This window comes from Coleofasciculus sp., from assembly GCF_046565525.1.
Lineage (GTDB): Bacteria > Cyanobacteriota > Cyanobacteriia > Cyanobacteriales > Coleofasciculaceae > Coleofasciculus.
On sequence record NZ_JBKHUP010000002.1, the window covers coordinates 42391 to 67820 of the forward strand.

The 25430-nt window shown below is 45.8% G+C and carries 21 protein-coding genes; 14 read left to right on the top strand and 7 right to left on the bottom strand.

The window, feature by feature from the left end:
- Positions 1–96: 96 nt before the first annotated feature.
- The 10 genes from ACLGGO_RS00935 (at position 97) to vapC (ending at position 11666) form a co-directional block, all read left to right on the top strand.
- On the top strand, positions 97–1485 hold the full coding sequence (locus tag ACLGGO_RS00935; protein WP_446417934.1) for an O-antigen ligase domain-containing protein: 1389 nt from the start codon (positions 97–99) through the stop codon (positions 1483–1485).
- 171 nt (positions 1486–1656) lie between these two features.
- Positions 1657–2892 carry a glycosyltransferase gene (locus ACLGGO_RS00940; protein WP_446417935.1) on the top strand — a complete coding sequence of 412 codons (1236 nt, stop codon included), beginning with the start codon at positions 1657–1659 and terminating at the stop codon, positions 2890–2892.
- A gap of 147 nt (positions 2893–3039) precedes the next feature.
- Entirely contained in the window at positions 3040–4047 is a 1008-nt protein-coding gene (locus ACLGGO_RS00945; RefSeq protein WP_446417936.1) for a glycosyltransferase family 61 protein, read from the top strand.
- A 240-nt stretch (positions 4048–4287) separates the two neighbouring features.
- Positions 4288–5286 carry a glycosyltransferase family 2 protein gene (locus ACLGGO_RS00950; RefSeq protein ID WP_446418001.1) on the top strand — a complete coding sequence of 333 codons (999 nt, stop codon included), beginning with the start codon at positions 4288–4290 and terminating at the stop codon, positions 5284–5286.
- Between the two features lie 284 nt (positions 5287–5570).
- The gene (locus ACLGGO_RS00955; protein WP_446418002.1) at positions 5571–6152 is read left to right on the top strand and encodes a serine O-acetyltransferase; all 582 of its coding nucleotides are present in this window, start codon (positions 5571–5573) and stop codon (positions 6150–6152) included.
- Entirely contained in the window at positions 6145–6651 is a 507-nt protein-coding gene (locus ACLGGO_RS00960; RefSeq protein ID WP_446417937.1) for a serine O-acetyltransferase, read from the top strand. The genes ACLGGO_RS00955 and ACLGGO_RS00960 overlap by 8 nt, the downstream gene beginning before the upstream one ends.
- Before the next feature lie 158 nt (positions 6652–6809).
- The gene (locus ACLGGO_RS00965; RefSeq protein ID WP_446417938.1) at positions 6810–9479 is read left to right on the top strand and encodes an AMP-binding protein; all 2670 of its coding nucleotides are present in this window, start codon (positions 6810–6812) and stop codon (positions 9477–9479) included.
- A 104-nt stretch (positions 9480–9583) separates the two neighbouring features.
- Positions 9584–10807: a glycosyltransferase family 2 protein gene (locus tag ACLGGO_RS00970; RefSeq protein WP_446417939.1), complete on the top strand. Its 1224-nt coding sequence runs from the start codon at positions 9584–9586 to the stop codon at positions 10805–10807.
- A 179-nt stretch (positions 10808–10986) separates the two neighbouring features.
- Complete coding sequence (locus ACLGGO_RS00975) at positions 10987–11262, top strand: ribbon-helix-helix domain-containing protein (RefSeq protein WP_446417940.1); 276 nt, start codon at positions 10987–10989, stop codon at positions 11260–11262.
- A complete protein-coding gene (gene vapC / locus ACLGGO_RS00980; protein WP_446417941.1) occupies positions 11259–11666 on the top strand; it encodes a type II toxin-antitoxin system tRNA(fMet)-specific endonuclease VapC in 408 nt (135 codons plus the stop codon). The genes ACLGGO_RS00975 and vapC overlap by 4 nt, the downstream gene beginning before the upstream one ends.
- Positions 11667–11720: 54 nt before the next feature.
- Here the strand turns inward: vapC and sigC are convergent, their stop codons facing one another.
- The 5 genes from sigC to ACLGGO_RS01005 all read right to left on the bottom strand — a co-directional run bounded on the left by sigC (position 11721) and on the right by ACLGGO_RS01005 (position 17754).
- The gene (gene sigC / locus ACLGGO_RS00985) at positions 11721–12971 is read right to left on the bottom strand and encodes an RNA polymerase sigma factor SigC (RefSeq protein WP_446417942.1); all 1251 of its coding nucleotides are present in this window, start codon (positions 12969–12971) and stop codon (positions 11721–11723) included.
- Positions 12972–13855: 884 nt separating this feature from the next.
- Positions 13856–14833 carry an NAD-dependent epimerase/dehydratase family protein gene (locus ACLGGO_RS00990; protein WP_446417943.1) on the bottom strand — a complete coding sequence of 326 codons (978 nt, stop codon included), beginning with the start codon at positions 14831–14833 and terminating at the stop codon, positions 13856–13858.
- A 212-nt stretch (positions 14834–15045) separates the two neighbouring features.
- Positions 15046–16107, bottom strand: a complete 1062-nt coding sequence (hemE, locus tag ACLGGO_RS00995) for a uroporphyrinogen decarboxylase (protein WP_446417944.1) — start codon at positions 16105–16107, stop codon at positions 15046–15048.
- A 65-nt stretch (positions 16108–16172) separates the two neighbouring features.
- Entirely contained in the window at positions 16173–17210 is a 1038-nt protein-coding gene (locus tag ACLGGO_RS01000) for a S66 peptidase family protein (protein ID WP_446417945.1), read from the bottom strand.
- A 73-nt stretch (positions 17211–17283) separates the two neighbouring features.
- Positions 17284–17754, bottom strand: a complete 471-nt coding sequence (locus ACLGGO_RS01005; RefSeq protein WP_446417946.1) for a tetratricopeptide repeat protein — start codon at positions 17752–17754, stop codon at positions 17284–17286.
- Positions 17755–17999: 245 nt separating this feature from the next.
- Here ACLGGO_RS01005 and ACLGGO_RS01010 point away from each other — a divergent pair, with 245 nt between their 5' ends.
- Positions 18000–19055, top strand: a complete 1056-nt coding sequence (locus ACLGGO_RS01010) for a hypothetical protein (protein ID WP_446417947.1) — start codon at positions 18000–18002, stop codon at positions 19053–19055.
- A 552-nt stretch (positions 19056–19607) separates the two neighbouring features.
- On the opposite strand, the gene ACLGGO_RS01015 is transcribed toward ACLGGO_RS01010, so the two are convergent.
- Both ACLGGO_RS01015 and ACLGGO_RS01020 read right to left on the bottom strand, forming a co-directional pair.
- On the bottom strand, positions 19608–20807 hold the full coding sequence (locus ACLGGO_RS01015; RefSeq protein WP_446339828.1) for a homocysteine biosynthesis protein: 1200 nt from the start codon (positions 20805–20807) through the stop codon (positions 19608–19610).
- Between the two features lie 207 nt (positions 20808–21014).
- Positions 21015–22241: an AI-2E family transporter gene (locus ACLGGO_RS01020; protein WP_446417948.1), complete on the bottom strand. Its 1227-nt coding sequence runs from the start codon at positions 22239–22241 to the stop codon at positions 21015–21017.
- A gap of 168 nt (positions 22242–22409) precedes the next feature.
- On the opposite strand from ACLGGO_RS01020, the gene ACLGGO_RS01025 reads away from it, so the two are divergent.
- The 3 genes from ACLGGO_RS01025 to ACLGGO_RS01035 all read left to right on the top strand — a co-directional run bounded on the left by ACLGGO_RS01025 (position 22410) and on the right by ACLGGO_RS01035 (position 25272).
- Positions 22410–22745, top strand: a complete 336-nt coding sequence (locus tag ACLGGO_RS01025; RefSeq protein WP_446339779.1) for a hypothetical protein — start codon at positions 22410–22412, stop codon at positions 22743–22745.
- Positions 22746–23476: 731 nt separating this feature from the next.
- Positions 23477–25006, top strand: coding sequence for a photosystem II chlorophyll-binding protein CP47 (gene psbB, locus ACLGGO_RS01030; RefSeq protein WP_446339778.1), 1530 nt, complete (start codon positions 23477–23479; stop codon positions 25004–25006).
- Between the two features lie 170 nt (positions 25007–25176).
- Positions 25177–25272, top strand: coding sequence for a photosystem II reaction center protein T (locus tag ACLGGO_RS01035; protein ID WP_446339777.1), 96 nt, complete (start codon positions 25177–25179; stop codon positions 25270–25272).
- The last annotated feature ends 158 nt before the right edge of the window (positions 25273–25430 follow it).

The window sequence follows — 25430 nt, forward strand, 5'->3', positions numbered from 1 at the left end:
TGGCAACTTGAATCAGAGAGAGACTGGATCACAGATATCCTAATAAAGTGGTTAGAGTCTCGAAAGTTCAAATGAAACTTACGGAAAACCCCGCCTATGACTCCTCAAGCTCAACTGGCAATGCTTGCCTGGATACCAGTCATGTTGTACCTGTTTGCTCGATTTCCGGTACAGAAGGCAGTGGTTATTGGGTTCGTGGGTGCTTGGCTATTTCTGCCCCAGAAAGCAGGATTTTCGTTTCCCGGTTTCCCGGACTATAACCGGATATCGGCAGCAAGCTATGGTATTTTGCTAGCGACTTGTATCTTCGATGTGGGGCGCTTCCATTCCTTTAAACTCCGTTGGCTTGACCTGCCAATGCTAATCTGGTGTGTATGTCCAATAGCTTCATCCATGAGTAATGGTTTGGGTTTTTATGACGGTTTCTCCAGCGCACTTAGTCAAACAGTGCAGTGGGGATTTCCTTATTTTTTGGGGCGAATTTATTTCAATGATCTGAAAGGATTACGTCTGTTAGCGCTTGGCATATTCCTGGGTGGCATAATTTATGTGCCTTTATGCCTGTTTGAAGTTCGCATGAGCCCCCAATTGCACAGTATGGTTTATGGTTACTTTCCTCATAGTTTCGCTCAAACAATGCGTTATGGCGGATTTAGACCACAAGTGTTTATGCAGCATGGTTTAGCTGTGGGTGTGTGGATGATGGCAGCTACCCTCGTTGGCATTTGGCTGTGGCAAGCTGGGGTAATTAAACAAGTCTGGGGAATATCTATGAGTTGGTTAGTTCCTGTATTACTGATTACCTTTATACTCTGTAAATCCACAGGGGCATGGTTTCTGTGCGCCTTTGGACTGATTATCCTCTTGGTTGCCCGCCAACTCGGCACAGCCCTGCCGTTGTTACTCTTGATTGGAGGTATCTTTTTTTACCCCTACTATGTAGCAACTGGGCAGTTTACTCAGCCACAGCAGGATCAGATTATTTCCGTTATGACTGAAATAACCAATGAAGATAGAGCATCATCTTTAAAAGCTCGATTTGATAATGAACAGATTTTTGGAGAGAAGGCAAGGCAGCAGATAATTTTTGGCTGGGGCGGATGGGGGCGAAGCTGGGTATATCTAGAAAATTGGGCAGGAGAGCCTGTAGCAGCTGCCTTGCCGGACAGCTTGTGGATTATTGTATTCGGTACTAATGGGTTAGTCGGTTTATTTAGTTTCATCCCTGCCCTATGCCTACCGATATTAATCTTTTGCTGGCGTTATCCGGCTCGTTTATGGTTTAATCCCAGAGTTGCACCAGCGGCGGTTGTGGCGGTTGTGGTGACGTTGTATATGGCAGATAATCTTACTAATGATATGTTTAATCCAGTCTTTCCCCTTGCCAGTGGGGGAATCGCTGGGGTGGTATTGCAAGAAACACAAACGAGGAACGTGAAGCGTCGCCTATTGACCACAAAGCATTCCCTGGCTCAAAGGAGGTAATCTTGGTCTAAGTCGTTATTATCATAAAATAAAAAGAAATTAGCCGCTATGACAATTATTGGAGTTATAGCATTTTTAGTTGAGATGTAAACAAGCAACCCTTGCTAAGTAAGGCTTTCAGGGCTTCGGCTGTACACGAATCAAATAAAAACACTATATATAATAGCAGTGATGATGAAACAAAAAGGAATGCTACTAGTTTTGCCGGTTCCTTTTCGAGCCAAAGGGAACCAATTATTTTTTGAATTTCAGGCTTGCCATGGCTTGGAACAGTGGGCTGATAATTTCGAGTTTGTCGTTGTTGTAGCACCTCTCATTCCGGAGTCATTAGCCGAACAGAACACAACAATGGTTTGGCGTGACACGGCAACTTTATCTGAACCTAAGCGATTTGAACTGGTGCCATTGCCATGGGCTTACTCGTTACCAAAATTCTTATCTTGTTATCGTTCTGGGCGTAAATCTTTAGCAGAATTGATCTCCCGTTGCCATTACCTTCAATTTGTCATCGGCGGGTTGATTGGTGACTGGGCTGCAGTTGCGGCGTTGGAGGCTAAAAAACAGGGTAGGGCTTATGCCATCCACACTGATCGTGTTGAATATGAAATTATGCTTGAAGTAAGTAAGAAAGCCAAACTACCAGCCCAAATAAAGGCAAAATTATTGGCATCTTTAATGTTTAGCTACCACAAGTGGATTATTAAAAACTGTGCCCTTGGATTATGGCAAGGTGGCGATTGCTATGCAGCCTATGCTTCTTTCTGCGATAACAGTCATTTGATTTACGACATCCACCTGAAAGCTTCAGACAATATCAATGATAGAGAGTTAGGTGAAAAAGTGGAGCTTGTTGCTAATGAGCCGATAATTCGCATCTGTTATGCAGGACGTATAGATCCGATGAAAGCTCCGCTAGACTGGGTTCAGGCAATAGGCATGGCTCGGCAATTGGGGGTGAACCTACATGCTACTTGGATCGGTGACGGGAAATTATTGGATGAAATGAAAGCATTGATTGGTCATCTGGGTCTGAATTCTTGTATTGAGCTGGTCGGATTTGAGCCAGATCGAGATAAACTGCTCAAGCGGATAAGAGAATCTCACCTGATGCTCTTTACCCATGTTACTCAGGAATCTCCTCGCTGCCTAATTGAATCATTAGTTTGCGGAACACCAATTATTGGCTATCAAAGCAAGTATTCTGAGGAACTCATTAAAGAGTATGGTGGTGGTATATTAGTGCCGATGAAAAACTGGAAACAACTCGGCGAGCTTTTAAACACTTTGTTTAAAAAACGGCATCAGTTGTCGAAGCTAATAAAAGAGGCAGCTATAAACGGTCGCAGATTCAATGATGAGGTAGTTTTTCGCGAGCGTAGTGAGTTGATCAAGAAATATCTAGATTAATGTAAACAACAGAAGGATTAAAGAATCAATTGAATTTTAAAAAGTTACAATTTTCCAGGTAAGGAGGTGTGTGAATTTAGGACAACAAACATTAATGAATTTATCATATTTTCGGTATACTATTGAGTTAATTGCAAGGTATAAAAAATGAAACGATTAAGCCCTAGTATAAAAGTAAAAGAGTCAAAAATTTTTACTTATCCAACGCGATTAGTAACCTTTTTGCAACCCGAAATTATGACACATCATCTGCCAGCATACCAATGTGACAGCAAGGAAATAGAATTAACGGTTCACCACGGCTCTACAGCCGATATTGGAGTAAAAATGGGAGGAAGACTATATAAAAAAATATACAGAAAACTTGCACCAGAACTTAAAATAGACGAGGAGTATATCCATGATACCCGATATGAGGTAGATGGCAATATGGCTCACGTCTTGACTCATATATTGCCAAAACTATTAATTACTCGTGACGTATACCCTAAAACAACAGTAATTTTGGGTCAATCAATTGGGGATAGGAGACCTTCTATAGGTAAACAAATCTATGAAAGTATGGGGTTTTCGGTTATTTGTACAAACAAAAAAGTTTACGGAAAGCATATATTGATAAACGTATTGAGCAATGGTAATAATCTTAATGGCTTTCAAAGTTGTCTAGGATTATATGAAGATATTTTTAACAAGTTGGATATTCAGGGTTATACATCCGAAACTCCTGATCGAGTATTTATATCACGAAAAAAAACAAGAAATTTAATTAATGAACATGAAGTTGAACATACTTTAAAACAATACAAATTCAAAAAATTCTACTTTGAAGACTTGTCAATTAGTGAACAATTGTCAATAGCTAGAAATGCAAAAGTGGTAGTAGGTCTACATGGAGCCGCCATATCTACTCTTATCTTTAATCGTAATCAGGTAAAGGTTATAGAATTATTTAACCCAGGTTTTATACCACAAAGTTTTCGGAAGATGATTAATGCCGTGGGAGGAACATGGTGCGGAGTTACCGGTCAGATGAGTGATAGCGTGTTCAAAGACCTTAACCTCAAGCCATTTCAAGCAAGAAAATATTCTTTATCACCCACAATAATTGACACATCTTCTCTACGCATGGCATTAGAATATCTAAATGTAGACTAAACCACTCGCGCCCAAAGCTATTCAGTGTATCACTCTTCTGTCACTCTAGGAAAAACAAATTGTTGAGGCGGCAATAAATGGCATTACACAAACTTATTGGAAGACCGATTCAGTTTGCTTGGAGAGCTATTCAGCACAAACGCGAACTTCGGTACTTCTTTACCTATATCCACAAAGGATCGAGGCTGTTTCCGGATAGTGTTCCGGATGACAAATCTTGTTCTTGATCGCCAGTTTATTATGTCTAATCTCACTCAAACCCATTCTCGCTATGCTGATCATCTGTTGATCGTTATCCTTAACTACCGTACCCCCACTATGACGATTGACTGTCTCCGTTCCCTAGTCGGAGAAATCCAATCCCTACCCGGTACTCGCGTTGTTGTAACCGATAACGCCTCTGGCGACGGGTCAGTTGAGCAAATCAGCACCGCCATAGAAACCGAAGGTTGGGGTGACTGGGCATCGGTTATGCCATTGGATCACAACGGCGGTTACGCTTTCGGCAACAACGCGGGAATTCGTCCAGCCCTGGAGTCAACCAATCTCCCTGCCTACATCCTACTCCTCAACCCCGACACGATCGCACGCCCCAATGCCATAAAAATCCTAGTAGACTTCATGAACGACCATCCCGATGTGGGAATTGCCGGAAGTCGCTTAGAAGATCCCGATGGCACACCCCAACGTTCGGCATTTCGCTTTCATACAGCATTTAGTGAACTCGATAACGGGCTGCGTCTGGGTATAGTCTCAAAACTCCTCGAACAATGGGTTGTTGCTCCTCCCGTTCCCGAAGCTCCCTGCCAAACTGACTGGGTAGCCGGTGCCAGCATGATTGTCCGCCGCGAAGTTTTTGAACAGGTAGGCTTACTCGATGAAGACTACTTCATGTACTACGAAGAAATGGACTTTTGCCTACAAGCAAAAAGAGTGGGTTGGAGTTGTTGGTATGTTCCCGAAAGTCGGGTTGTCCACCTAGTTGGACAAAGTTCTGGCGTTACTGATACCAAACGCCCCCCCAAACGCCGCCCCCAGTACTGGTTTGATTCTCGGCGACGGTATTTTATCAAAAACTACGGTTGGCTGTACGCCTTCATCGCTGACTTCCTTTGGGCTTCAGGGTTTACCTTGTGGCGCTTGCGTCGGGTAATTCAACATAAACCTGATACTGATCCGCCCCAACTCCTAGGAGATTTTCTCCGCAATAGCGTATTCCTCAAAGGCGGTGTATCATAGTGATAAAACTATTGTCGTGTTTAAATCAACTTCAGCCATGGCGATTGGAAATCGCGGCTAGACAAACAAAGTCCGCCTACGCGGACTAATACTGAAAAACTAGAGGGAGCATTCCAATTTTGCGCGTTAGCTCTTTTTCTAGGGCTGAAACCATTGAAATATCGTTGCTTTGGGGAATGGTGTTTCCAAAATGGGATGCTCCAAAACTAGAGATGTGGAAACCCGCGCAGGCGGGTTTAGTTTGTGTAGCTGCGGTTTCAACCGCCCAGTTAACCAGAAAAACTATGGTCACGCAACCAGAGATACAAACCATCGCCGAAGAATCAGTACCTAAGCAACTCGGACTCTGGCAACAAATCAAAGAAGACTGGATTGCTCATGATCTCGACTGGACTCGACCAGGATTCCGCGCCGTTGCGATTCAGCGCTTTGGCGTCTGGCGAATGCAAATTCAACCCAAACTCTTACGAGCGCCGTTTAGTCTTCTCTACCGAGCATTGTATCGCAAAATCCGTAATACCTACGGCATAGAATTACCCTATAGCGTTCAACTGGGTCGTCGTGTGATCATCGAACATCAACATGGGATTGTGATTCACGGCGATTGTACCATTGGTGATGATTGTATTATCCGTCAAGGCGTTACCCTGGGCAATCGCTACGTGGATCATCCATTTGATGCCCCAAAATTAGGGCATCGAGTTAACGTTGGTGCTGGGGCGAAAATCTTTGGTAACGTGACTATCGGCGATAACGCCAATATCGGTGCCAACGCTGTCGTCCTTTGTGACGTACCCGCAGGGGCGACAGCCGTGGGTGTACCTGCTAAGATCATAAAATCCCGAAACACTCAGGACAATGGTTAAATCCGTCAAGGTTCCCAACATTTCTGCCACAGAACCCGACTGGAGTCGCGAACAACTGCGCCGGTGGTGGGACCCTAGCCGCCAACTGCTCAAATCTATCCGCAATTATCAAAAGTGGCAGGCAAACGAAGGAATTGTGGGCAGATTTTTAGGTCCGGTTAACGTCCTCCAGCATCGCTTCTGGAGCGTGATCACTGGTGCCGACATCCCCCTAACGTGCCAGATTGGTGGAGGATTACTTCTTACCCATCCCAATGGTGTGATTATTCATCCTAATGCGGTCATTGGACCGAATTGCCTCATTCTCCAACAGGTAACAATAGTAGCAAATGTTAAAATAGGAGGTCATGTTGACATTGGTGCGGGAGCAAAAATCATTCGTCCTGTCAGTATCGGTGATCATGCTAAGATTGGTGCTAACGCCGTCGTACTCAATGACGTACCTGTAGGAGCAACAGCCGTTGGTGTACCTGCAAAAATTAAGCTGTCATGCATTTAAATAAGAGTAAAACTTATTTGACTCATAACTGATTCAGTTAGATTAGGTTCAACCTAAATCTACATTACCATTAGGAATAAAAACATCCAGCATCACTCCAGCAGAAAAGTCTAATTAATTTAATCGTCCTTTAATTTTTAACCTTATATCTATTATCTATGGCTATTGAGCATATAAACCAGGTGGAACACAATATATATGAAAAACAACCCGTGATCGGGATTGTTTCTGTCAACTCAATAGATTTTGTTAAAACGGTATTTGATTGTTTCAACCACGATAAAATCGCGGTGTTTTTGAGTGATAAAACAGATCAATACAAAATTCAGGTAACTGGAGCAACCCAGATAATTGAACCTAAGTCAGAATTTGGCTGGTGTGATATCAAGTTTACGCCAAAGCCTAAACAGTCCGTTGCTCAGATTTCTTTCACATCCGGCACAACGGGAAAACCAAAAGGTGTACTGCTTACCCACCGCGCTCTAAATGATGTTGTCGAGCGCCTGAATGAAATTATGGAAATCGACTCCAGTATTAAAGAATATGTTGGGGTTCCGGTAAATTACTCATTTGGTTTTGGTCGATGCAGAGCTGTGGCGACTGCTGGCGGTCAGTTTTATATCCCCGAAAATGGCTTTAACCCCTTAGAAATACGAGATATGTTGATCAAAGGCTCCATAAACGCCATTTCAGCAGTTCCCAGTTTGTGGCGTACAATGTTCCAATGTCAAGAGATTTTTGGAGATGAAACTGCTGCTGTCAAATGGATTGAGATTGGCAGCCAGTACATGAGCCGAGCCGAGAAAGAACAGTTACGCCAACTATTTCCCCAAGCAACAATTGTTCAGCACTATGGTCTGACAGAAGCATCTCGAAGCACATTTCTGAGGGTCGATAAAACCCAAGGTGAACATCTTGAATCTGTGGGTAAAGCTTACGGAAAAACTGAAATTAAACTATCTGCTGACAACAAAATCACGATTAAAGGACCTCATGTTGCCGAAACGCTGCTGATTGCTGGTCAAGTCAAGAAAAACATTGATGCCGATGGATGGCATGAAACAAATGATTTGGGTGCGATTAAAGATGGCTATATCTATTATTTAGGTCGCTCGGATGACCTGATCAATTGTGGTGGCATAAAGGTATCTCCCGACAACATTGAAAAATGCATCAGAGAGACTCTCAATATTCAATCAGGTATTGCGGTGGCTAGAGTCGAAGACTCTGTGAGGGGAGATGCGATTCTAGTGGGTATTCTAAAAAGCGCAGGTTTAGATCAACAAACCATCAAAGATGCTGCAGTACAAGCGGCAGCCAAGCAGAAAATTCAAAGTGCAGACGCCGTAAAAATCATGGAGTTTGCTGAGTTTCCCACCACCGCCACTGGCAAAATCCAAAGACGCAAGCTTACACAACTTTATGCGGCACAAATGGAAGCCCTGCAAGCAGCAAAGCTGGCACAAGTAGCAGAACAGGCTGACCCAGGACAAGGTGAACAACTGCTTTCAGAACGCGAGAAAGAAATTATTGCAGCATGGAAAGGTGTTTTGGGTGTAGAGTATATTGATGCAGATAGCAACTTTTTTGAAATTGGTGGAGATTCGCTGACTGCCATCTCTGTAATGGTCAAAATGGAAAAGCTTGGCATCTCGCCAGAAATCGCCAGAGGTATGTTACAGGGATTATCGGTCAGGGAACTTGCTAAGCGTATAGAAACTTCAAAAGACAACAGCCAGAAAACATCGCACACGATATCCAACGAGTACACACGAACAAGCATGAACATTAACATCGTTCGTGGTTTGTTAGTTCTCTGTGTTATATGTGGACACTGGTCGGATGGTTTCTTTGGTATGCTTCCCGGCCTTATCGGAACCGCAATGAAACCATTGCTAGCCAATATATTTGCGGCAGGAACTCCTGGATTTGTGATCATCTACGGGGTATCTGCGGGTTATTCGATGTTTAGCATTTTTAACACTGATCCAAGTCGTCTAAGAAAAATCCTCTATACCACCTTGAGATTATTGGCAGGGGGAATTTTAGTTCTCGCACTAATGATCTTTGCCAATAAGCTTGTTGATGGGGAAGTCAAAACTTTAACCGATTTCACTAACTCATTCTATTCCGTTCTAACATACTATTTACTAATCACCGCAACCCTACCACTTTGGTTTAAGGCTATCTCTAATAAAAATCCAGCCGCGAAAGCAATATTCCTCAGTATTATTCTTTATTGCTCTCACTATTACTTTTTTGATCCTATAGGCGTATATGAAACTCATGGATTTATAGAACTTGCTAAACTTATGATTAGCGCTAAATATAGTTACTTTAATTTAACCGCAGGGACGCTTAGTGGGATCGCAATAGGCATAATAATACGTCAACAGGTTGAAAAAGGAAAAAGAGGTATACCGAGAAGTTTTACTTGGGTAAGTGCCGCTGCGATTGCAGCAGGATTTGTAGTTTGTTCACAGGTAGGAATGTCTGAAATGTGGCTGGTTTGGCCTCGCCCAATCTATCTATGGACATGGCTTTTTTATATAGGTTTGGTACTTATAGTCCTTATAAAAACAAATACTGTTTTAGTATATTATAATCAATTCAATTCTGGCGTAAAGTTAATTTTGCAATCATTATCAAGCATAGGGATTTTAGCCTTTCCATTATTTATAACCCATTCAATGCTTCTCCCTTTAAGAAATATTATGGTTGCATTTGGTTTAGCCAGTAATGTCTCACTTTTATTAGCAATGTCTTTATTCTTAGCGACATTTGCATTTTTGTTTAAAAAAGTTCATAGCGTAAATTTTAGCTGGTAGGAAGTTAAAGCGCTTCTCTATTAATTTTTGGGAATTAAACAGTTGATATTTATTGCCCCCTTACCGAATCCCCAAAGTTCCAGACACAGCGAGGTTTCCAGGTCATGTTTACCAATCCGCCATGGCTTCTTATCCTAGAAATAATCATACTCGCGATCGCACTCTCCCTTCTCGTCCCCATCGGGATATTGTTCATTGAGTGTTTCGCCGCCCTCTTACCACCGCGTCAACCACCAGCAGTCGCCCCAGACTCCCATCCCCACGTAACCATGTTAATTCCCGCCCACAACGAAGCCTCTGGAATTAGCACGACCCTAAAAACAATAATACCCCAGCTAACGGATCAAGACCGACTGGTGGTTATTGCCGATAATTGTACCGATGAAACCGCCGCGATCGCACGTCATTTAGGCGCAACAGTAATCGAACGCCAAGATACAGAACATCAAGGTAAAGGATTTGCCCTAGACTACGGCATAAAGTACCTTGCCACCGACCCACCCGATATCGTGGTACTCGTAGATGCTGACTGTATCGTACATGAAGGCGCGATCGCGAAACTCGCTCAACGTGCCAACACGTCCAAAAGACCCACCCAAGCGATTTACCTGTTAGAACAACCCCCCAACCCTACACCCAAGGATACCATTTCCGCCCTATCGGTTCGGGTGAAAAACTTAGTCCGTCCCCGTGGACTAAATCGCCTAGGATTCCCCTGCTTATTAATGGGAACAGGGATGGCGTTTCCTTGGTCAGTCATCCACCAAGCGCCCCTGGCGAGTAATAATATAGTCGAGGATATGCAGCTTGGCATCGATTTAGCCATCGCTGGACATTCTCCCCTATTTTGTTTAGACGCTAGAGTCATCGGGTGTCTCCCCCAGCAGCAGGAAGCCGCCAAAACTCAACGCACCCGATGGGAACATGGACATTTACAAACCTTACTCACCCAAGTTCCGCGACTCCTTGGTCAGTCTGTGATTCAGCGACGGGTTGACTTGTTCGCGATCGCTCTTGATTTAGTTGTACCACCCCTTTCTCTATTAGTCATGATTTGGGTAGCGGCTATGGGGGGAACGTTACTAGCAGCAGTTGTGGGAATATCCTGGATACCAGCGATTTTTGTCGGGTTAGAAGGAGTATTAATTCTACTATCAATTATTGGCGCATGGGCTAAGTTTTGCCGTGAGGATATACCAGCACAGACCCTTTTGACTGTACCCTTTTATATTTTGTGGAAGATTCCCCTGTATTTTGCGTTTCTCGTGAAGCCGGAAAATAAGTGGATTCGCACAGAACGAGACGCAGTGGATGTTCCAGAATCTTGATGGTTTCTAAATCTACCATTGTAGAGACGTTGCATGCAACGTCTCTACAAGGTGTGGGGAATTCCCCTCACTCAACGCTTCTACTTACTGATGAAGACAGGGATAGCGTTTCCCTGATCCGTTATTCGCCAAGCGCTCCTAGCAAGTAATAATATAGTGAAGGTATAGGGGAAAAATCAATGAATGTGTCTTTAACTCCAGAACTAGAACAGTTTATTCAACGTCAGGTTAATACGGGAAAATACAATTCACCAGAGGAAGTAATTATTAGAGGTATTCAGTTATTAGCTATTGTGGAACGTTTCTATCAAGGAAGCGTTGAAGTATTACAACCAACAAAATCAAAAACGGAATGGATGCCTGGTTTTTTTGAAGAAGTGATTGGAGGTTGGGTAGGAGAACCGCTAGTCCGCGAACCGCAAGGAGAGTATGAGACGAGGGAGACGCTATTTTGACCTACCGGCTTGATACGAATGTTTGTATTCGCTTGTTAAATAATACGAGTCCAGCGGTTACGAAGCGCCTATCAGCGGAAAAACCAGAAACCATTTATTTGTGTACTGTCGTACAGATTGAGCTAGTTTACGGAGCCTATCGCAGCAGTAATCCTGAACGAAATTTAGTGACACTAGAACGATTTTTCATTCAATTTTCAATTTTACCTTTAGATGAAAAATCTGCCCAAGTTGCCGGAAACATTCGCGCACACTTAGCGGCTTTGGGTACACCGATTAGTCCCTATGATGTACAAATTGCAGCTATTGCACTAGCGAATGGTTTAATCTTGGTAACACACAATACGGGCGAATTCAGTCGGGTGAATGGACTAGGAATTGAGGATTGGGAAGGGGTGGGGTGAAAATAATCCAAGAGACGCGCCATGGCGCGTCTCTACAATGTGTGGGGAATTCCCCTAACTCAACGCTTCCAGATAATCCCGCACCCGATTCCGCCGCTTGGGTTGGCGCAATTTCTGCAACGCCTTCGCCTCAATTTGCCGTACCCGTTCGCGAGACAGTTCCAGCGCCCGCCCAATCTCAGCTAAGGAATAGGGATGTCCATCGCCTAAACCAAAGCGCATACAAATCACATCCCGTTCGCGACTGGTCAAATCAGCTAGGAGTTGCTGTAAATCCCGCTGTAAAGCCTCGCGCATCAACACGTCTTCTGGGGAGGTTTCCTCTGTTTCGAGTAAATCTCCTAGTTCTGTATCCTTCTCCTTCCCGACTTTAATCTCCAAGGAAACCGATCGCGGAACTCGCATCAGCACTTCCCGTACCTGCGGCGCATCCATTTCCAACTCTTTGGCGATATCCTCAATCGTGGCGGTACGTCCTCGTTCCTGAGAAATCTTCCGCTGGGCTTTCTTAATCTTATTCAGCTTTTCGGTAATATGAACCGGTAAGCGAATTGTCCGACTTTGAGTCGCGATCGCACGAGTAATTCCCTGACGAATCCACCAATAGGCATAGGTACTAAACCGATACCCCTTAGTCGGATCAAACTTCTCAACTGCCCGTTCTAATCCTAAGGTTCCTTCCTGAATCAAATCTAGCAGTTCTAAACCGCGATTTTGATACTTCTTCGCCACCGACACCACCAGGCGCAGGTTAGCTTTAATCATGTGTTCCTTCGCCTGCAACCCTTGGGCTTGAACCTGTTCCAGTTCCTTAACCGTCAGTTCCGCTAAATCCGCCCAGCGCCGTTTCCCCGCCACCAGACTTGGCTTCAGGGTAGCCACATCCACCCCAGCAGTTGTCGCCCAGCGTTCTAAGGAGGGGCGATGTCCTAATTGAGAGGCTAAACGGTCATGGGTTTCGATTAAATGAACGAAATGCTCAATAACTGGCTCCTCTGGTGTGGCGAACTTGACGCGCAAGTCCAGTAGTCGCATATAGCGCTGAACTTTTTGAGCTTCTGAGACTTCCTCATCTCGTCTCAATAAACGAACCCGACCGATTTCTTGAAGATATAGCCGCACCAAATCGGTGGTGCGGCGGTTGGCACTTTTAGCAAAGCTACTCGTGTCGATGTCCTCTTCAATATCTGGATCAACGAAATCATCCACAGGATTGTCTATATCGCCGTGGGTATCATGCAAATCCAGGCTGTAGGTAGGTTGGTCGTGGTCGAATTCAGTGTCGGTAAAAGGAGTGGCTGGCATAGTGATCTCTTAGATTACGACCGATAACGACACTTGATCGAAGTGTGTCATCACTTATTACTAGAATTCCCACCCTTGATGACCGGATAACAGCGTTTTTCGTTTTTCTCAGCGATAAGGGTTACCTGTTTTGCCAGGAAACCCTTACTGAGATTTACTGCTAACGCATCGCCACAGTTTCCGTTTTTACAGAATTCTCAGCATTTTGGGCTTAAAATCTGTCTCAGGTTAGATGACTGGGCTTCTCCTCTAGCAGATAGTATACGCGATACCCTCTTGGGGAATGAGTGACCTTAGTCAAAGGCTGTATTAATCTACATCACCCATCAGACGGATTCCAGAAAGATTATTGAGACTTGTTTGGGAAACCGTTTTTTGACCAGGGTATCATCCGCGAAAACTGGATGGATAGCATGGGGTTATAACGCTAACTCCATCTCTTTCTATTCCATTGTATAGAACACGCGATAGGAAGTAGGTAACAATTTATATTTTGAACCCGTTTGTCCGGTGTCGGGTATCGGCTATGGGGAAAAACCAAAGCCCTTAGAGTTCCCTCCCCAAGGCGACGGGGAGGGTTAGGGAGGGGTCTGTCTCAAGGTATTGCTTTCTTTTTGAGCTTAAGTTGACAAAGCACGTCGGTGTAGGGCGCACGTCGGTCATCCGTGTCAACTTAAGCCATAACCCTTACCAATTCTGGTTTACAGCCATTCAAGGAAGGAATAGCCTCAACCGAGGTATTTCATCGAACTTGGTAACGAAAGTATTTTACTTCCCCTGCTCCCCCTGCTCCCCCTGCTCCCCCTGCTCCCCCTGCTTCCCCTGCTCCCCCTGCTCCCCCTGCTTTTCACCTTAAGTTGACACCAATGCACGTCGGTGCGCCCCTACGGAATACCGCTGATTTTCAAAACGTCACTCAGGGTAGGACAGTATGTTGGTAAACCGAATGTCTGGGGATTCACTGGGTTTTGATAAGTGAAATGGCGATAGTTGAGGCAAAATCGATCCCACGCCGCCATCTGAATCCGGAATAAGATAATTAATAGATTCGCTAGTCCAATCGATAACGGGACTCGAACATAAATTTTTTTACCGAAATAAGTACAGACTTCTTCTACCGCCTGATTCACGGTGAGGCGCGGATTTCCTAAGACTAAACGATTTCTCGATAATACGTCGTCTGTGTTCGCTGTCAACTCCTGACTCGGAGGATGATCAACCAGATAGCGCACTACCTGAGCGATATCCTGGGCGTGCATAAAGTGGAAACTCCCATCGGCTTTGAACCAACGAATTAAGTCCATCCATTTCACCACATCCTTAATCCCTGATGAAATATGGGAGTAAGGTTTACGCTCATCTCCCCCCAATACCAACGTGGGAAACACTGTAGTAATTTTAGGCGCGATCGCGAGTTTTGAGAGCTGCTGTAAACAGTCATATTTGGAACGGATATAGTCGGTTCCCAGTTGACCGGCTTGTTTGAGTAACTGGTTTTGCTGATTGAGAATGCTAGCAGTGGAAAAATAAATGACTTGTTCACAACGTTGAGTATCCAGCAAATCCAGCAACCGCAGGGTTTTGACCACATTAATATCAAAAACTTCCTGTACTCCTCCCCAAGCCGTTGCTGCCAAAATAGCTACATCTACAGTTTTAAGCAAATCGCCAAACTGATCAATCTGCCGTAAATCAGCTTGACAAATTGTAATACCCGGACGAGCATGGTAGTCAAATCCTAATTTATCTGGATTTCTGACCAATAAATACAACTCGTGATCTGTTTGTTGAATTAAAGTTTCGGCTACATACTGACCGATACAACCACTAGCACCGGTCATGAAGATTCGCTTGGGAGCCATTTGATTTTAGATCTTGAATATCCTAATCCTAGCTCAACCTCTATTCCACAATTTTAGCTGTATCACGCTAGTAGTGGCGTCACCTGCATTTGTGTCAGGGGCGGGTTTAGTCAAATCGGGGTGAGGGAAGAAACGATAGTAGTTAAACCCGCCCCTACATTAAAAACCAGGTTCCCTCGATCAAAGGGAAGTGTTTCCCCATCCCCAATCTCTTACGCATGAACGGTGAGCAATTGATCAACCTGTTTGGCTGTCTCAAAGAAGAACCTGACGTTATCTTCTGGGGTTCCCGGTAATACACCATGACCCAAATTAAAGATATGACCTCGGTTTCCAGCTTTACGAATCGTATCCAAAATGCGATCGCGGATGAAGTCCTGTGACCCAAATAGCACCCCTGGGTCCATGTTCCCCTGAACGTTCTTATGATAGCCTAACCGCTGTCGCGCTTCTGCCATATCCACCGTCCAGTCTACGCTGATAATATCCACACCGGATTTACCCATGCGCTCTAATATACCTGCACTCCCACTGATATATAAAATCAGAGGCGTATCTGGATGGGTGGCTTTCACCTGCTCAACCACTCGCTGCTGATAGGGTAAGGCAAAGGTATCGTAGTCTTGGGGACTCAGTTGACCCGCCCAGGAATCGAACAGTTGCACGACTTGGGCACCATTGTCAATTTGGTAACGCACATAAACCGCGATCGCGTCGGCTATTTTCCCCAGAAACTCATGCAGCATGGCAGGTTGGGAAAATGCCATCCCTTTAATAATCGAGTAATTTTTGGAACTTTTCCCCTCAATCGCATAAGCGGCTAACGTCCAAGGTGCACCGACAAAGCCTAATACAGCGGCTTCGTTACCGACTTCCCGGCGCAGCGCTTGTAAAATCTCACCGACAAATGTTAATTTTTCTAACTCTAAGGGATGAAGCCCGTCAATTTGTGCTTGGGAGCGAATCGGCGGATCAATAATTGGTCCTTTGCTTTCGATAATATCAAAGGGAATACCGAGTCCGGGTAGGGGAGTGAGAATATCAGAAAATAGAATCACTCCATCAGGGCGAAACGCCTTCCAGGGTTGGAGAGAAATTTCAATAGCAATTTCGGGAATTTCGGAGCGTTCCCGGAAACTGGGATACTTATCGCGTAAATCCCGATAGGCTTTCATATATCGACCCGCCTGTCGCATCATCCACACCGGCGGACGTTCTAATTCTTCACCACGAGCGGCTCGTAATAAATAAGGAACCTGGGTTAACCCAGCCATACTAGACCTACCCTACATAAATTTTTCAGCGCTATGTTAGCTTACCATTCCCGGTTGACAATGATTTATGAAGTTTCACAACATAAGGTTCCCTGATCCCCATCCAGTTCAACCTCGCCTCCCACAGGCAAAGCCGCGTTGACACCATCGTGACCAAAGGGAAAATCGGAGACAATGGGGATATCGAGACCCATTAAGCGATCGCGTAATACCTCTTCAACCGTCCAACTTGGTATATTCTGGGGGGGATAGCAGCGGCTAAACCGTCCCAAGGCAATACCCTTAACCTTGTGTAACATGCCACTCATCCGCCATTGAGTCAACAGGCGGTCAATTCGATAAGGCGCTTCAGTTACATCCTCTAACGCCAGAATCGCCCCATCTAGCGGTGGAAGAATCGGCGTACTCAGTAAATGGGTTGCCACAGTCAGATTCCCTGGCAAAAGCCACCCCCTAACCTTACCCCCGCCCCAACCCTTCCCAGTTAAGGGGGACACAGAGCGTCCTTCTACACAGTCAAATAAGCGATTCAGCGACCATTCCGGTTCACTGGCTAATGTAGTTAAGACTGGACCATGAACACTGCCAATTCCCACTCCAGCTAGACTCCACAAGAGACAAGTTATATCGGAAAAGCCAATCAGCCATTTGGGGATATGGGATTTTGGCTCAAGACTCCCCTGTTCCCCAAGCAGGGCGGGTTTCGTCAAGTTATCGGTTTCTTGAGTAGCGTTATCGGTCAAACCCGCCCCTACAACCTGGGGTGGTATCGGAGACGTCCACGTCCAGTCTTCCAGAAGACGAGCGCTACCATAGCCGCCTCGGATACAAAGAATCCCCTGACATTCTGGGTCATACCAAGCGGCGGCTAACTGCTGGCGTCGTTGGTTATCTGTACCCGCCAGGTAACCATCCCTAGCATCCCAATTAGCTGGCAATTCAACTCGATAACCTCGACGACGCCAAATTTCCACTCCCTGATGGAATGCGTCAACCTCTCTTAACGCACCACTCGGAGCAATCACCCGTAGCAAATCGCCCGCTTGTAAGGGATAGAGCTGATTTATATTCACCAAATTTACCTCACGGTAGAGACGTAGCATACTACGTCTCTACACATCACCATCATCGCCATCATCACCATCTTTCCCATCTACTAATACAGTTACTCACCCTCTAACTCAACCGCGCCGTGCATTCAAGAATCAACTTTTGATTAACTAAAGAATAGGGTTGAATTTTCAACGCCCTACGAAAGGCTGTAATTGCCGCTTGATAGTCTCCCAACGCCGCATGGCACAATCCCAAACCATGCAGCGCCCCAAAATGAATAGGATTAAGTTGGATAACCTGCTGACAATCGTCTCTTGAGTTTTGATACTGTTTAAGTACGTAGTAAAGAACGGCTCGTCGATTCCACGCTTCGGCAAAATCAGGTTGCTCTCTAATAATCTGGGTCAGCAGCGCTTCAGCTTGGGCTGCTTCCCCACGTTCTAATAAAATCTGTGTTCGTTCCAGCCGTTCCATACCGGAGATTCCCTTTTGATAGAACCAGATACGCCATAGTGCTTCGGTTGCCTGCTTGCGGACATTTTCGTCAGGGTTTTTTAAGTCCTCCAGTAAGGAATTGATGGATGATTCACTCATATCTTGTCCTCTTATCTAGTATGTAACGGATTACTCAGATTGATACCCACTACCCTATTTTCCCGCCAAAATTTGAATAGAGTCCAGATTGTTGCGAGTAAAGATTCCATAAACTTTACGGATGTACCAGTCTTATGACTGCATTTTGTAAAATGGGCAGACTGATACTAAGTTCGCTTACTGTGCTGGTTTTTTGCGGGAAACATAGCTAGGAGAGTCATTCTAGCTGTTCCACTCCAGCAAGGATGTTGAACAAACTAGAATTCAAGCAGTCAGTCCAACTCCCACAAGGGAATGTGTCTCCGCCGCTAGGAGGTTATATGAGTCCTTCTGTGAATCGGTCTTCCGACTCACCCAAGTCTTCTGGTGAAAATCTGCCAGAAGCATCCAGTGTGCAACCGCCACACCCAGCCCCGCCCAATGGCAATTCTCAAAACGTGACTAACTCATCTACTACAACGGATTCAACCGGGACAATGCCATCAGATGTCCAACGACAACAACCTATTCCTCCACCCAGTGAACCCATGCAGTACCGAGCAATCGGTCTGATTCGGGGAAAATATATGCCCTCTGCTGAGCAATTGACACGGGGTACTCTACTCGCAGATGACGGTACCTTAATTGATGCCGTCTTACTGGGTCGGGTCATGAGTTTGGTGAAAAATCATCTTGATTTAGCTCTATCCCATCTTTGGGTAGTTTATCCTCGCACGAGACAACAAGACGGAAATTTGCACGTCCAAATTGTCGGTGTTTGGGAACCTGAAACACTCAATCAAAATCAAACAACGGCTTTGGAATCAACCGACTCGCCACCGGCAGAGTCAACCCCTGAGGCGCAAACGTCTCCAGATGATTCTCAACCTGAACCAACAGAGCAATTACCAGAAGGTTATTTTTCAATTCGGGGTCAAGTCATTTACCAGTCGCGGGAGAATGAAGACGTTATTGTCAAAATCAAACAGTCTCCCCGTAAAGAGTCAGAGAAAACCAAATTTTTCAAGCTTCAGCTCAAGGGATTGCTTGGGGAAAAGGTGATTAATCACTTTTGGGATTTGCACGTCAAACTGCATACCAATACCCTGATGATTGAGGAAGGCAATGATATTGGTATGGTTCATGCACCCAAAAGGCGATCCAATAAGAATTTTCGCCCACGCCAAGGGTCAAGACCTAAAAAGAGTTCTCCCCGTCGTGGTGCGGGCGAAACAACAGGAACAGGAACCTCACTCAAGCGTTCAGAACCCTTATCCAAACCGGTTCAACGTAGGGACAAGCCAGGTAAAGGTAATTCCTAAGAGCGATTCCTGATAGGCATGGATCAGGATTCCGCCGCCTATTGTATCGTAACGTGGGGGGGAGAGGGGGAGCTATAGAACCCCATCCTCAACCCAACGAAGTGGAGTAGGGTGGGGATGCCTTCACTCCCCCAAGTAAAAAGCAGGCATATTGAATACCTGCTTTTTACAATCTCTCCCGTCCTATGCTAGGATGTCCGACGAGACACCAACGCCGCCATCAATATTTTGATGTTAGCGTTGCCCGGTCTTGCACAACTACCGTCGGGCAGACGGAAAGTTACGCCTGGGGATGAGATGACCCCCTGCTCTTCTGGGGAAACCCAAACGAGTAAGGTTGCTCGACGAGCCAGGAAACCCCGTCAGTAATGATGGGAATCCCCACCACGACTCGCAAGCAGGGTGGGGAGGATGTCAAGCTTCTACCTCATCGGTGAAGTGGTAGTTAGGGGCGGTTATAGGACGTTAAACCTGTAAAGTGCTAATATAACAAAGGACAAATGACAGATGACAGATGACGCCAATCCCACGACTGAAAGTCGTGGGATTGGCTTAATCTATAGTTATTTGAGCGCCCCAGCGATCTTGAGGCAGAAAGGAACGATCCATGGGAATGGATGCCACGGGTTCGGTGAGAGTAAATTCTCCCCTTTCAATCCATTGCTTTAATTCCAAAGCAACTTGCCGTGAGAGAAATAGACTTGCCAAGGGCGCCGTCCGCACAGATTTGCCGTCAATAGTAATGCGCCCCTGCTTCAGTTGGGCGTAGCTGACTAATCCAAAGGTGGGACGAACGCGACGGGGTATCGAGAAATCAACCACTGGGGCGACAATCTCTTGATCCGACACAGCACAATGCTGAACAACCTCTTCACTCAAGACAGGTAAGGGTACACCAACGCCCAACATCAGAGACGGGCCATAATTTTTAAAGTAGCAACCCCGTACCCACTTAGGATTCATCTGCTTGGCATCCCCAATTAATGCTAATGTAGCGGCAGGACCAATGGGCGTGTGATTGGGAAGGCGTTTCTGCAGGGGAAAATGTTGAGTCCCTTCCCAAGCGATGTAACCAATACCCCCACCCAAGAAAATTTTCGTGCCAATTCCAATCAATTTGAGTTCAGGATCGTTAAGGAGTGGGGAAATGGCTCCAGGATTGGAATAGACTGCATTGCTCAGTCTGGGCTGGAGCGGACCTAGATAAGTGTACAAGAGGCGATCGCCCCCATTGACGCCGACGATAAAATTTTGATAAAGATTGCGCGGATTGTAGAGATAGAACTGGTTAATCGTTTCGCGAGTAATCGTCGTATCACAAGAGGCTCTAGGATAACAGTCTGTTACCTGTCCCATCGCTCGTAACTGCACCGATTTACCAGCAATCAAGTCTTCAATCACATGGGAACCACCCCGTTCCCTAGATTCCTCAACCTCTGGCAGATCTCCCATATCGGTAGAGTCTACGACTTGAGTCGCGCCCAAATACAAATCCACTGCACCAAAGCCTGCATAAGCAGGTACACCATCTAACCAACATTTACGAATCTTAATCGGAGGGTCTGTGTGACCTAAATTAATAATCGCGCCAGAGGACTCCATCGGCTCAAATGTACCTGTGGTAATCACATCGACGTTCTTAGCCGCCTGAGTAACACCTATCTCGGCGACTCGCGTTTTTAATTCCTCGACCGTCCAGACGACTGCACGACGATGGTGAATTTTGTCATTGATCTCAGCTAGGGTTCGCACAATCAACAGTTGTCATTGGTCATTGGTCATTGGTCATTTGTAAGGGTTCGAGGAATATTTACAAAATTTAACAGAGTTCGGTTTATTTCCATCAACCTACTTAGTGGCTCTTTTCACTATTATCGTTTTTTTCCCGCTCTAATGTTACTCAACCTGCCCTGATGGGGTGACAAGTCGAGAATTGGGCGTACAGACGTAGCTACGTCTCTACATTGCGTCTTCTGCTCCCCCTGCTCCCCCTGCTTCCCCTGCTTCCCCTGCTCCCCCTGCTTCCCCTGCTCCCCCTGCTTCCCCTGCTCCCCCTGCTCCCCCTGCTCCCCCTGCTTCCCCTGCTCCCCCATCCCTTAGAGTATCAGCAGTGGGAGAAACAGCAAAGGTTGTTGCTACAGGTTGAGCATCCTTGTGACTCGGATGATGCCATTGGTCAAGAATATCTTTGACTAGAACCTCCTTGAGCCAAACCTGAGCCACTACCGTTAGGGGAAGCGCTAAGAATAATCCTAAAAATCCAAAGAAGGTCACGAAAAATAACTGGGCGAGCAAAGTTATGGCGGGTAGCAGGGATACCTGCTGCGCCATAACTAAGGGCGTGAGTAAATTAGTTTCAATCTGCTGAATCACAATATACAGAATCAATACAGCCAAGGCTTTCCAGGGCGAATCCAGCAGCGCGATCGCTATGGGTGGGATCACACTCAACGCGGGTCCAATATTGGGAATAAATGTCAAAATTCCAGCTAACGTAGCTTGTGCCAGTGCCAGGGGAACTCTTAACAGCAGCAAGCCGAAAAAACTCAACAAAGAAATAACTGCCATATTAAACAGAATACCCGCTAGCCATCCTCGTAACGATTCATTACACCGTTGCAAAATCTCATCGACTCGACGCCGATAAAATGATGGAAAAATGCGAACAAAACTTTTCCGATAAGGGTTAGGATCGGCAAGGAGCATCAGTGTTAAAATCAGAACAAGCAAACCATTAAGCAGAACACCCAAAGCATTATTAAAAAATGTGACTCCACCCCCTAATACACGATTAATTAAGGGAGGAAGCTGTTGCAGCAACTGGTTAATATCTGGGATATACTGATCGAGCAATCCCGATGAAATATCCGCTTCGATGGCTTCTATCCACTCACCTAATTGTTCGATACCCTGGGGAACCAACTCACTCAGTTGTAGAAATTGCTCGGCAAAAGGAGGTACAATTAGGAAGTAAAATACGACCAAAACACACAGTAACAGAAAAAGCGACAGCAGAACCGCGAAAAAACGCTGCATTCCAGAGCGTTGAAATCTTCCCACCAAAATATTCAAGGCATTAGATATTACAATTGCAGCAAATATAAGCATTAAAATCTGCCTAATTTGCCACAAAATAAATAGTGAAATAATAAAGGCAAGTATACCAATCCATTTACCCAGACTCACTGCCCTACCTCCACGCTACTCTGGTTTGATCATGCTGGAATTCCCCAACTCCCTCATCTGCCCCATCTCCCCTATCTACCCTATCTACTTTATTATCAATACAGACTGAAACAAAAAACAACTTTTGCCATGCTGCACTAGAACACCAGTTCCATAAATGTAATACAAATGTCTGTAAAGTACTTTTTTCTATCCGATGGCTGGACTGTGGGACGAGTTTGGGAGTTTGGAGGACTCTGGAATGTTAATGCTTGGCGACGGGAACCCGAAATCATCCGTCTAAACCTTTGCATCCTGGAACAGGGGGAAAAGTTATGGCTATATCGGGTTGAGGATGCGGTACTGATGGTAGAAGTTAAACCGACACCGGAAGCCTCACCCCAATCCGCAAAAACCATTGGTCAAGTCGTCCTCAAACGTTTGATGAGTGCTGAACAAGTGATTGAGCGATTGACCACCGCGCCGAGTGTTTTGAATCTCTCCTCAGAAACTGACGATTCTTGATTAGCGATTGGATAGCTCTCGGAGCAGAGGAACCGGGGGAGGGAGTAACTCAAAACTTCCCCTCGGCTTGCAATCGTTTCTAACAAAAGTTACACTTCTTTAACGTAGTCGCGGAAGTCCTCACCCTCAGCGTTAGCAGGGTGAGGATGGACAGCGGACCCTCCGGAGGTACGGAGTCAATCAACAGACTGCTACTATAAAAATGGTTGTTGACCCGCCTAGGCGTATGGACTATCAGACAGGCTAACTTCAAAGTAGCAGTAAGATGCTTGCCGCAGAAACATCGCAGCTAGGGAAAGAACATGACCGCTGGTTCGTTAGGTTACGCCCTACGGTAAAAGATAAGCCAAGTTATGTTGTACGAGTAAAAAATAACTGCCTGTGGAAGACGGGCGGCTGCCTGTGGACGCTGAGTAAGACCATCACCAGATTGAGTTCTGGACTTTCTGCTCTTAGGAATTAGAAAGTGCCCAACGTGGCATCGGCGAATGAGACGGGAAATCCCAAAGACGAATAAGACCGTCCTTGTTTAGCTAAGTTGGAAGCCCCAACTTCAGCGAAGCAAGTTGGGGTACTTCACAGTCAACTGACTCGCCTAGCCGTATAGAACATAGAGGTTAACCTCAAAAAGTAATCGGTTCATTATTCTAGGCGGGTAAGATCAATTTCTAATATCTTGATTCAAAAGAAGCGTCAAAGTAGAAACTCTATCTCTAGGAGGAGCGTAGTCGATGGGACTACCGTGGTATCGAGTACATACAGTCGTCCTGAATGATCCAGGGCGTCTGATTGCTGTGCATCTGATGCACACTGCCCTTGTGGCGGGCTGGGCTGGTTCGATGGCTTTGTACGAACTAGCCATATTTGATCCGAGTGATCCAGTCCTCAATCCCATGTGGCGTCAAGGAATGTTCGTGATGCCGTTCATGGCCCGTTTAGGGGTCACTGACTCTTGGCGGGGTTGGAGCATTACTGGGGAAACAGCGACAGATGTCGGCTATTGGTCTTTTGAAGGTGTCGCGGCCGCTCATATTGTTCTGGCAGGTCTGTTGTTCTTAGCAGCCTGCTGGCATTGGGTTTACTGGGATTTAGAACTGTTTAGAGATCCCCGCACCGGCGAACCGGCGTTGGACTTGCCGAAAATGTTTGGCATTCACCTGTTCTTGTCGGGTCTTCTCTGCTTTGGCTTTGGTGCATTTCACCTGACTGGGCTTTTTGGTCCAGGAATGTGGGTGTCTGATCCTTATGGTCTAACGGGTAACGTTCAACCTGTAGCCCCAGCGTGGGGTCCTGAAGGATTTAACCCCTTTAACCCAGGCGGTATCGTGGCTCACCATATCGCTGCAGGTATTGTCGGAATTATTGCTGGACTTTTTCACTTAACAGTTCGACCCCCAGAGCGACTTTTCAAAGCGCTGCGGATGGGGAATATCGAAACAGTACTCTCTAGCAGTATTGCCGCTGTATTCTTTGCAGCCTTCGTCGTGGCGGGTACGATGTGGTACGGTTCTGCGGCTACACCGATTGAACTGTTCGGTCCAACCCGTTACCAATGGGATCAAGGCTATTTCCAGGAAGAAATTGATCGCCGTGTGGAACTGGCGATGGCAGACGGAGCCAGCCGCTCAGAGGCGTGGAATCAGATTCCGGAGAAGCTGGCGTTCTACAACTATATCGGCAACTCTCCAGCTAAGGGCGGTTTGTTCCGCACCGGTCCAATGGACAAGGGTGATGGTATTGCCCAAGCTTGGTTGGGTCATCCGGTATTTACCGATGGCGAAGGTCGGGAATTGACGGTGCGCCGTATGCCTAACTTCTTTGAAACCTTCCCGGTCGTTTTGACCGACGCCAATGGCGTTGTTCGTGCGGATATTCCATTCCGGCGGGCTGAGTCGAAATATAGCTTTGAGCAAACAGGTGTCACGGCTAAATTCTACGGTGGTCTTTTGGATGGTCAAACCATTGAAGAACCAGCGGTTGTCAAGCAGTATGCCCGGAAAGCGCAACTGGGTGAGCCGTTTGAATTTGATCGCGAAACCTTAAACTCTGACGGGGTGTTCCGTACTAGTCCACGGGGTTGGTTCACCTTCGGTCATGCGGTTTTTGCTCTGTTGTTCTTCTTTGGTCATATCTGGCATGGTTCCCGGACTCTGTTCCGAGATGTATTTGCTGGGGTTGATCCTGACCTAGACGAGCAGGTCGAATTCGGTCTGTTCCAGAAAGTGGGTGATAAGACCACTCGGAAAAAAGAAGCAGTGTAAAACAGCAAGACTTCGTTAATCGGTAGAGGGCAAAAGAAAAAGTACTTTTTCTTTTGCCTCTTTCGCTATTGTGGTTGATCGATATAATGATATTCCCTCGTCTTCAGACAGGGGAGTGTCAATGAGCAAGTTAAACTGGTAGTACAGTAGATAATTGGGTAAGTTGTGACATGGAAAGCCTCATTTATACATTTTTCTTGATTTGCGCTCTTGGCGTTCTGTTTTTTGCTATCGCCTTCCGGGAACCGCCTCGGATTGAAAAGTAGCGATGGCGGCGCTGTTCTTCCTCTGAGAAAGCGTCCTCGTATCCCTGATGATGAGCGAATTTTATCAGTTCTCTAGGATACCCTGAGCCGAATACGGTCTATCTGATTACTTTTGCCGATAGGGATTCGAGTCGGAGGAAATTAGATAGACCTGTATC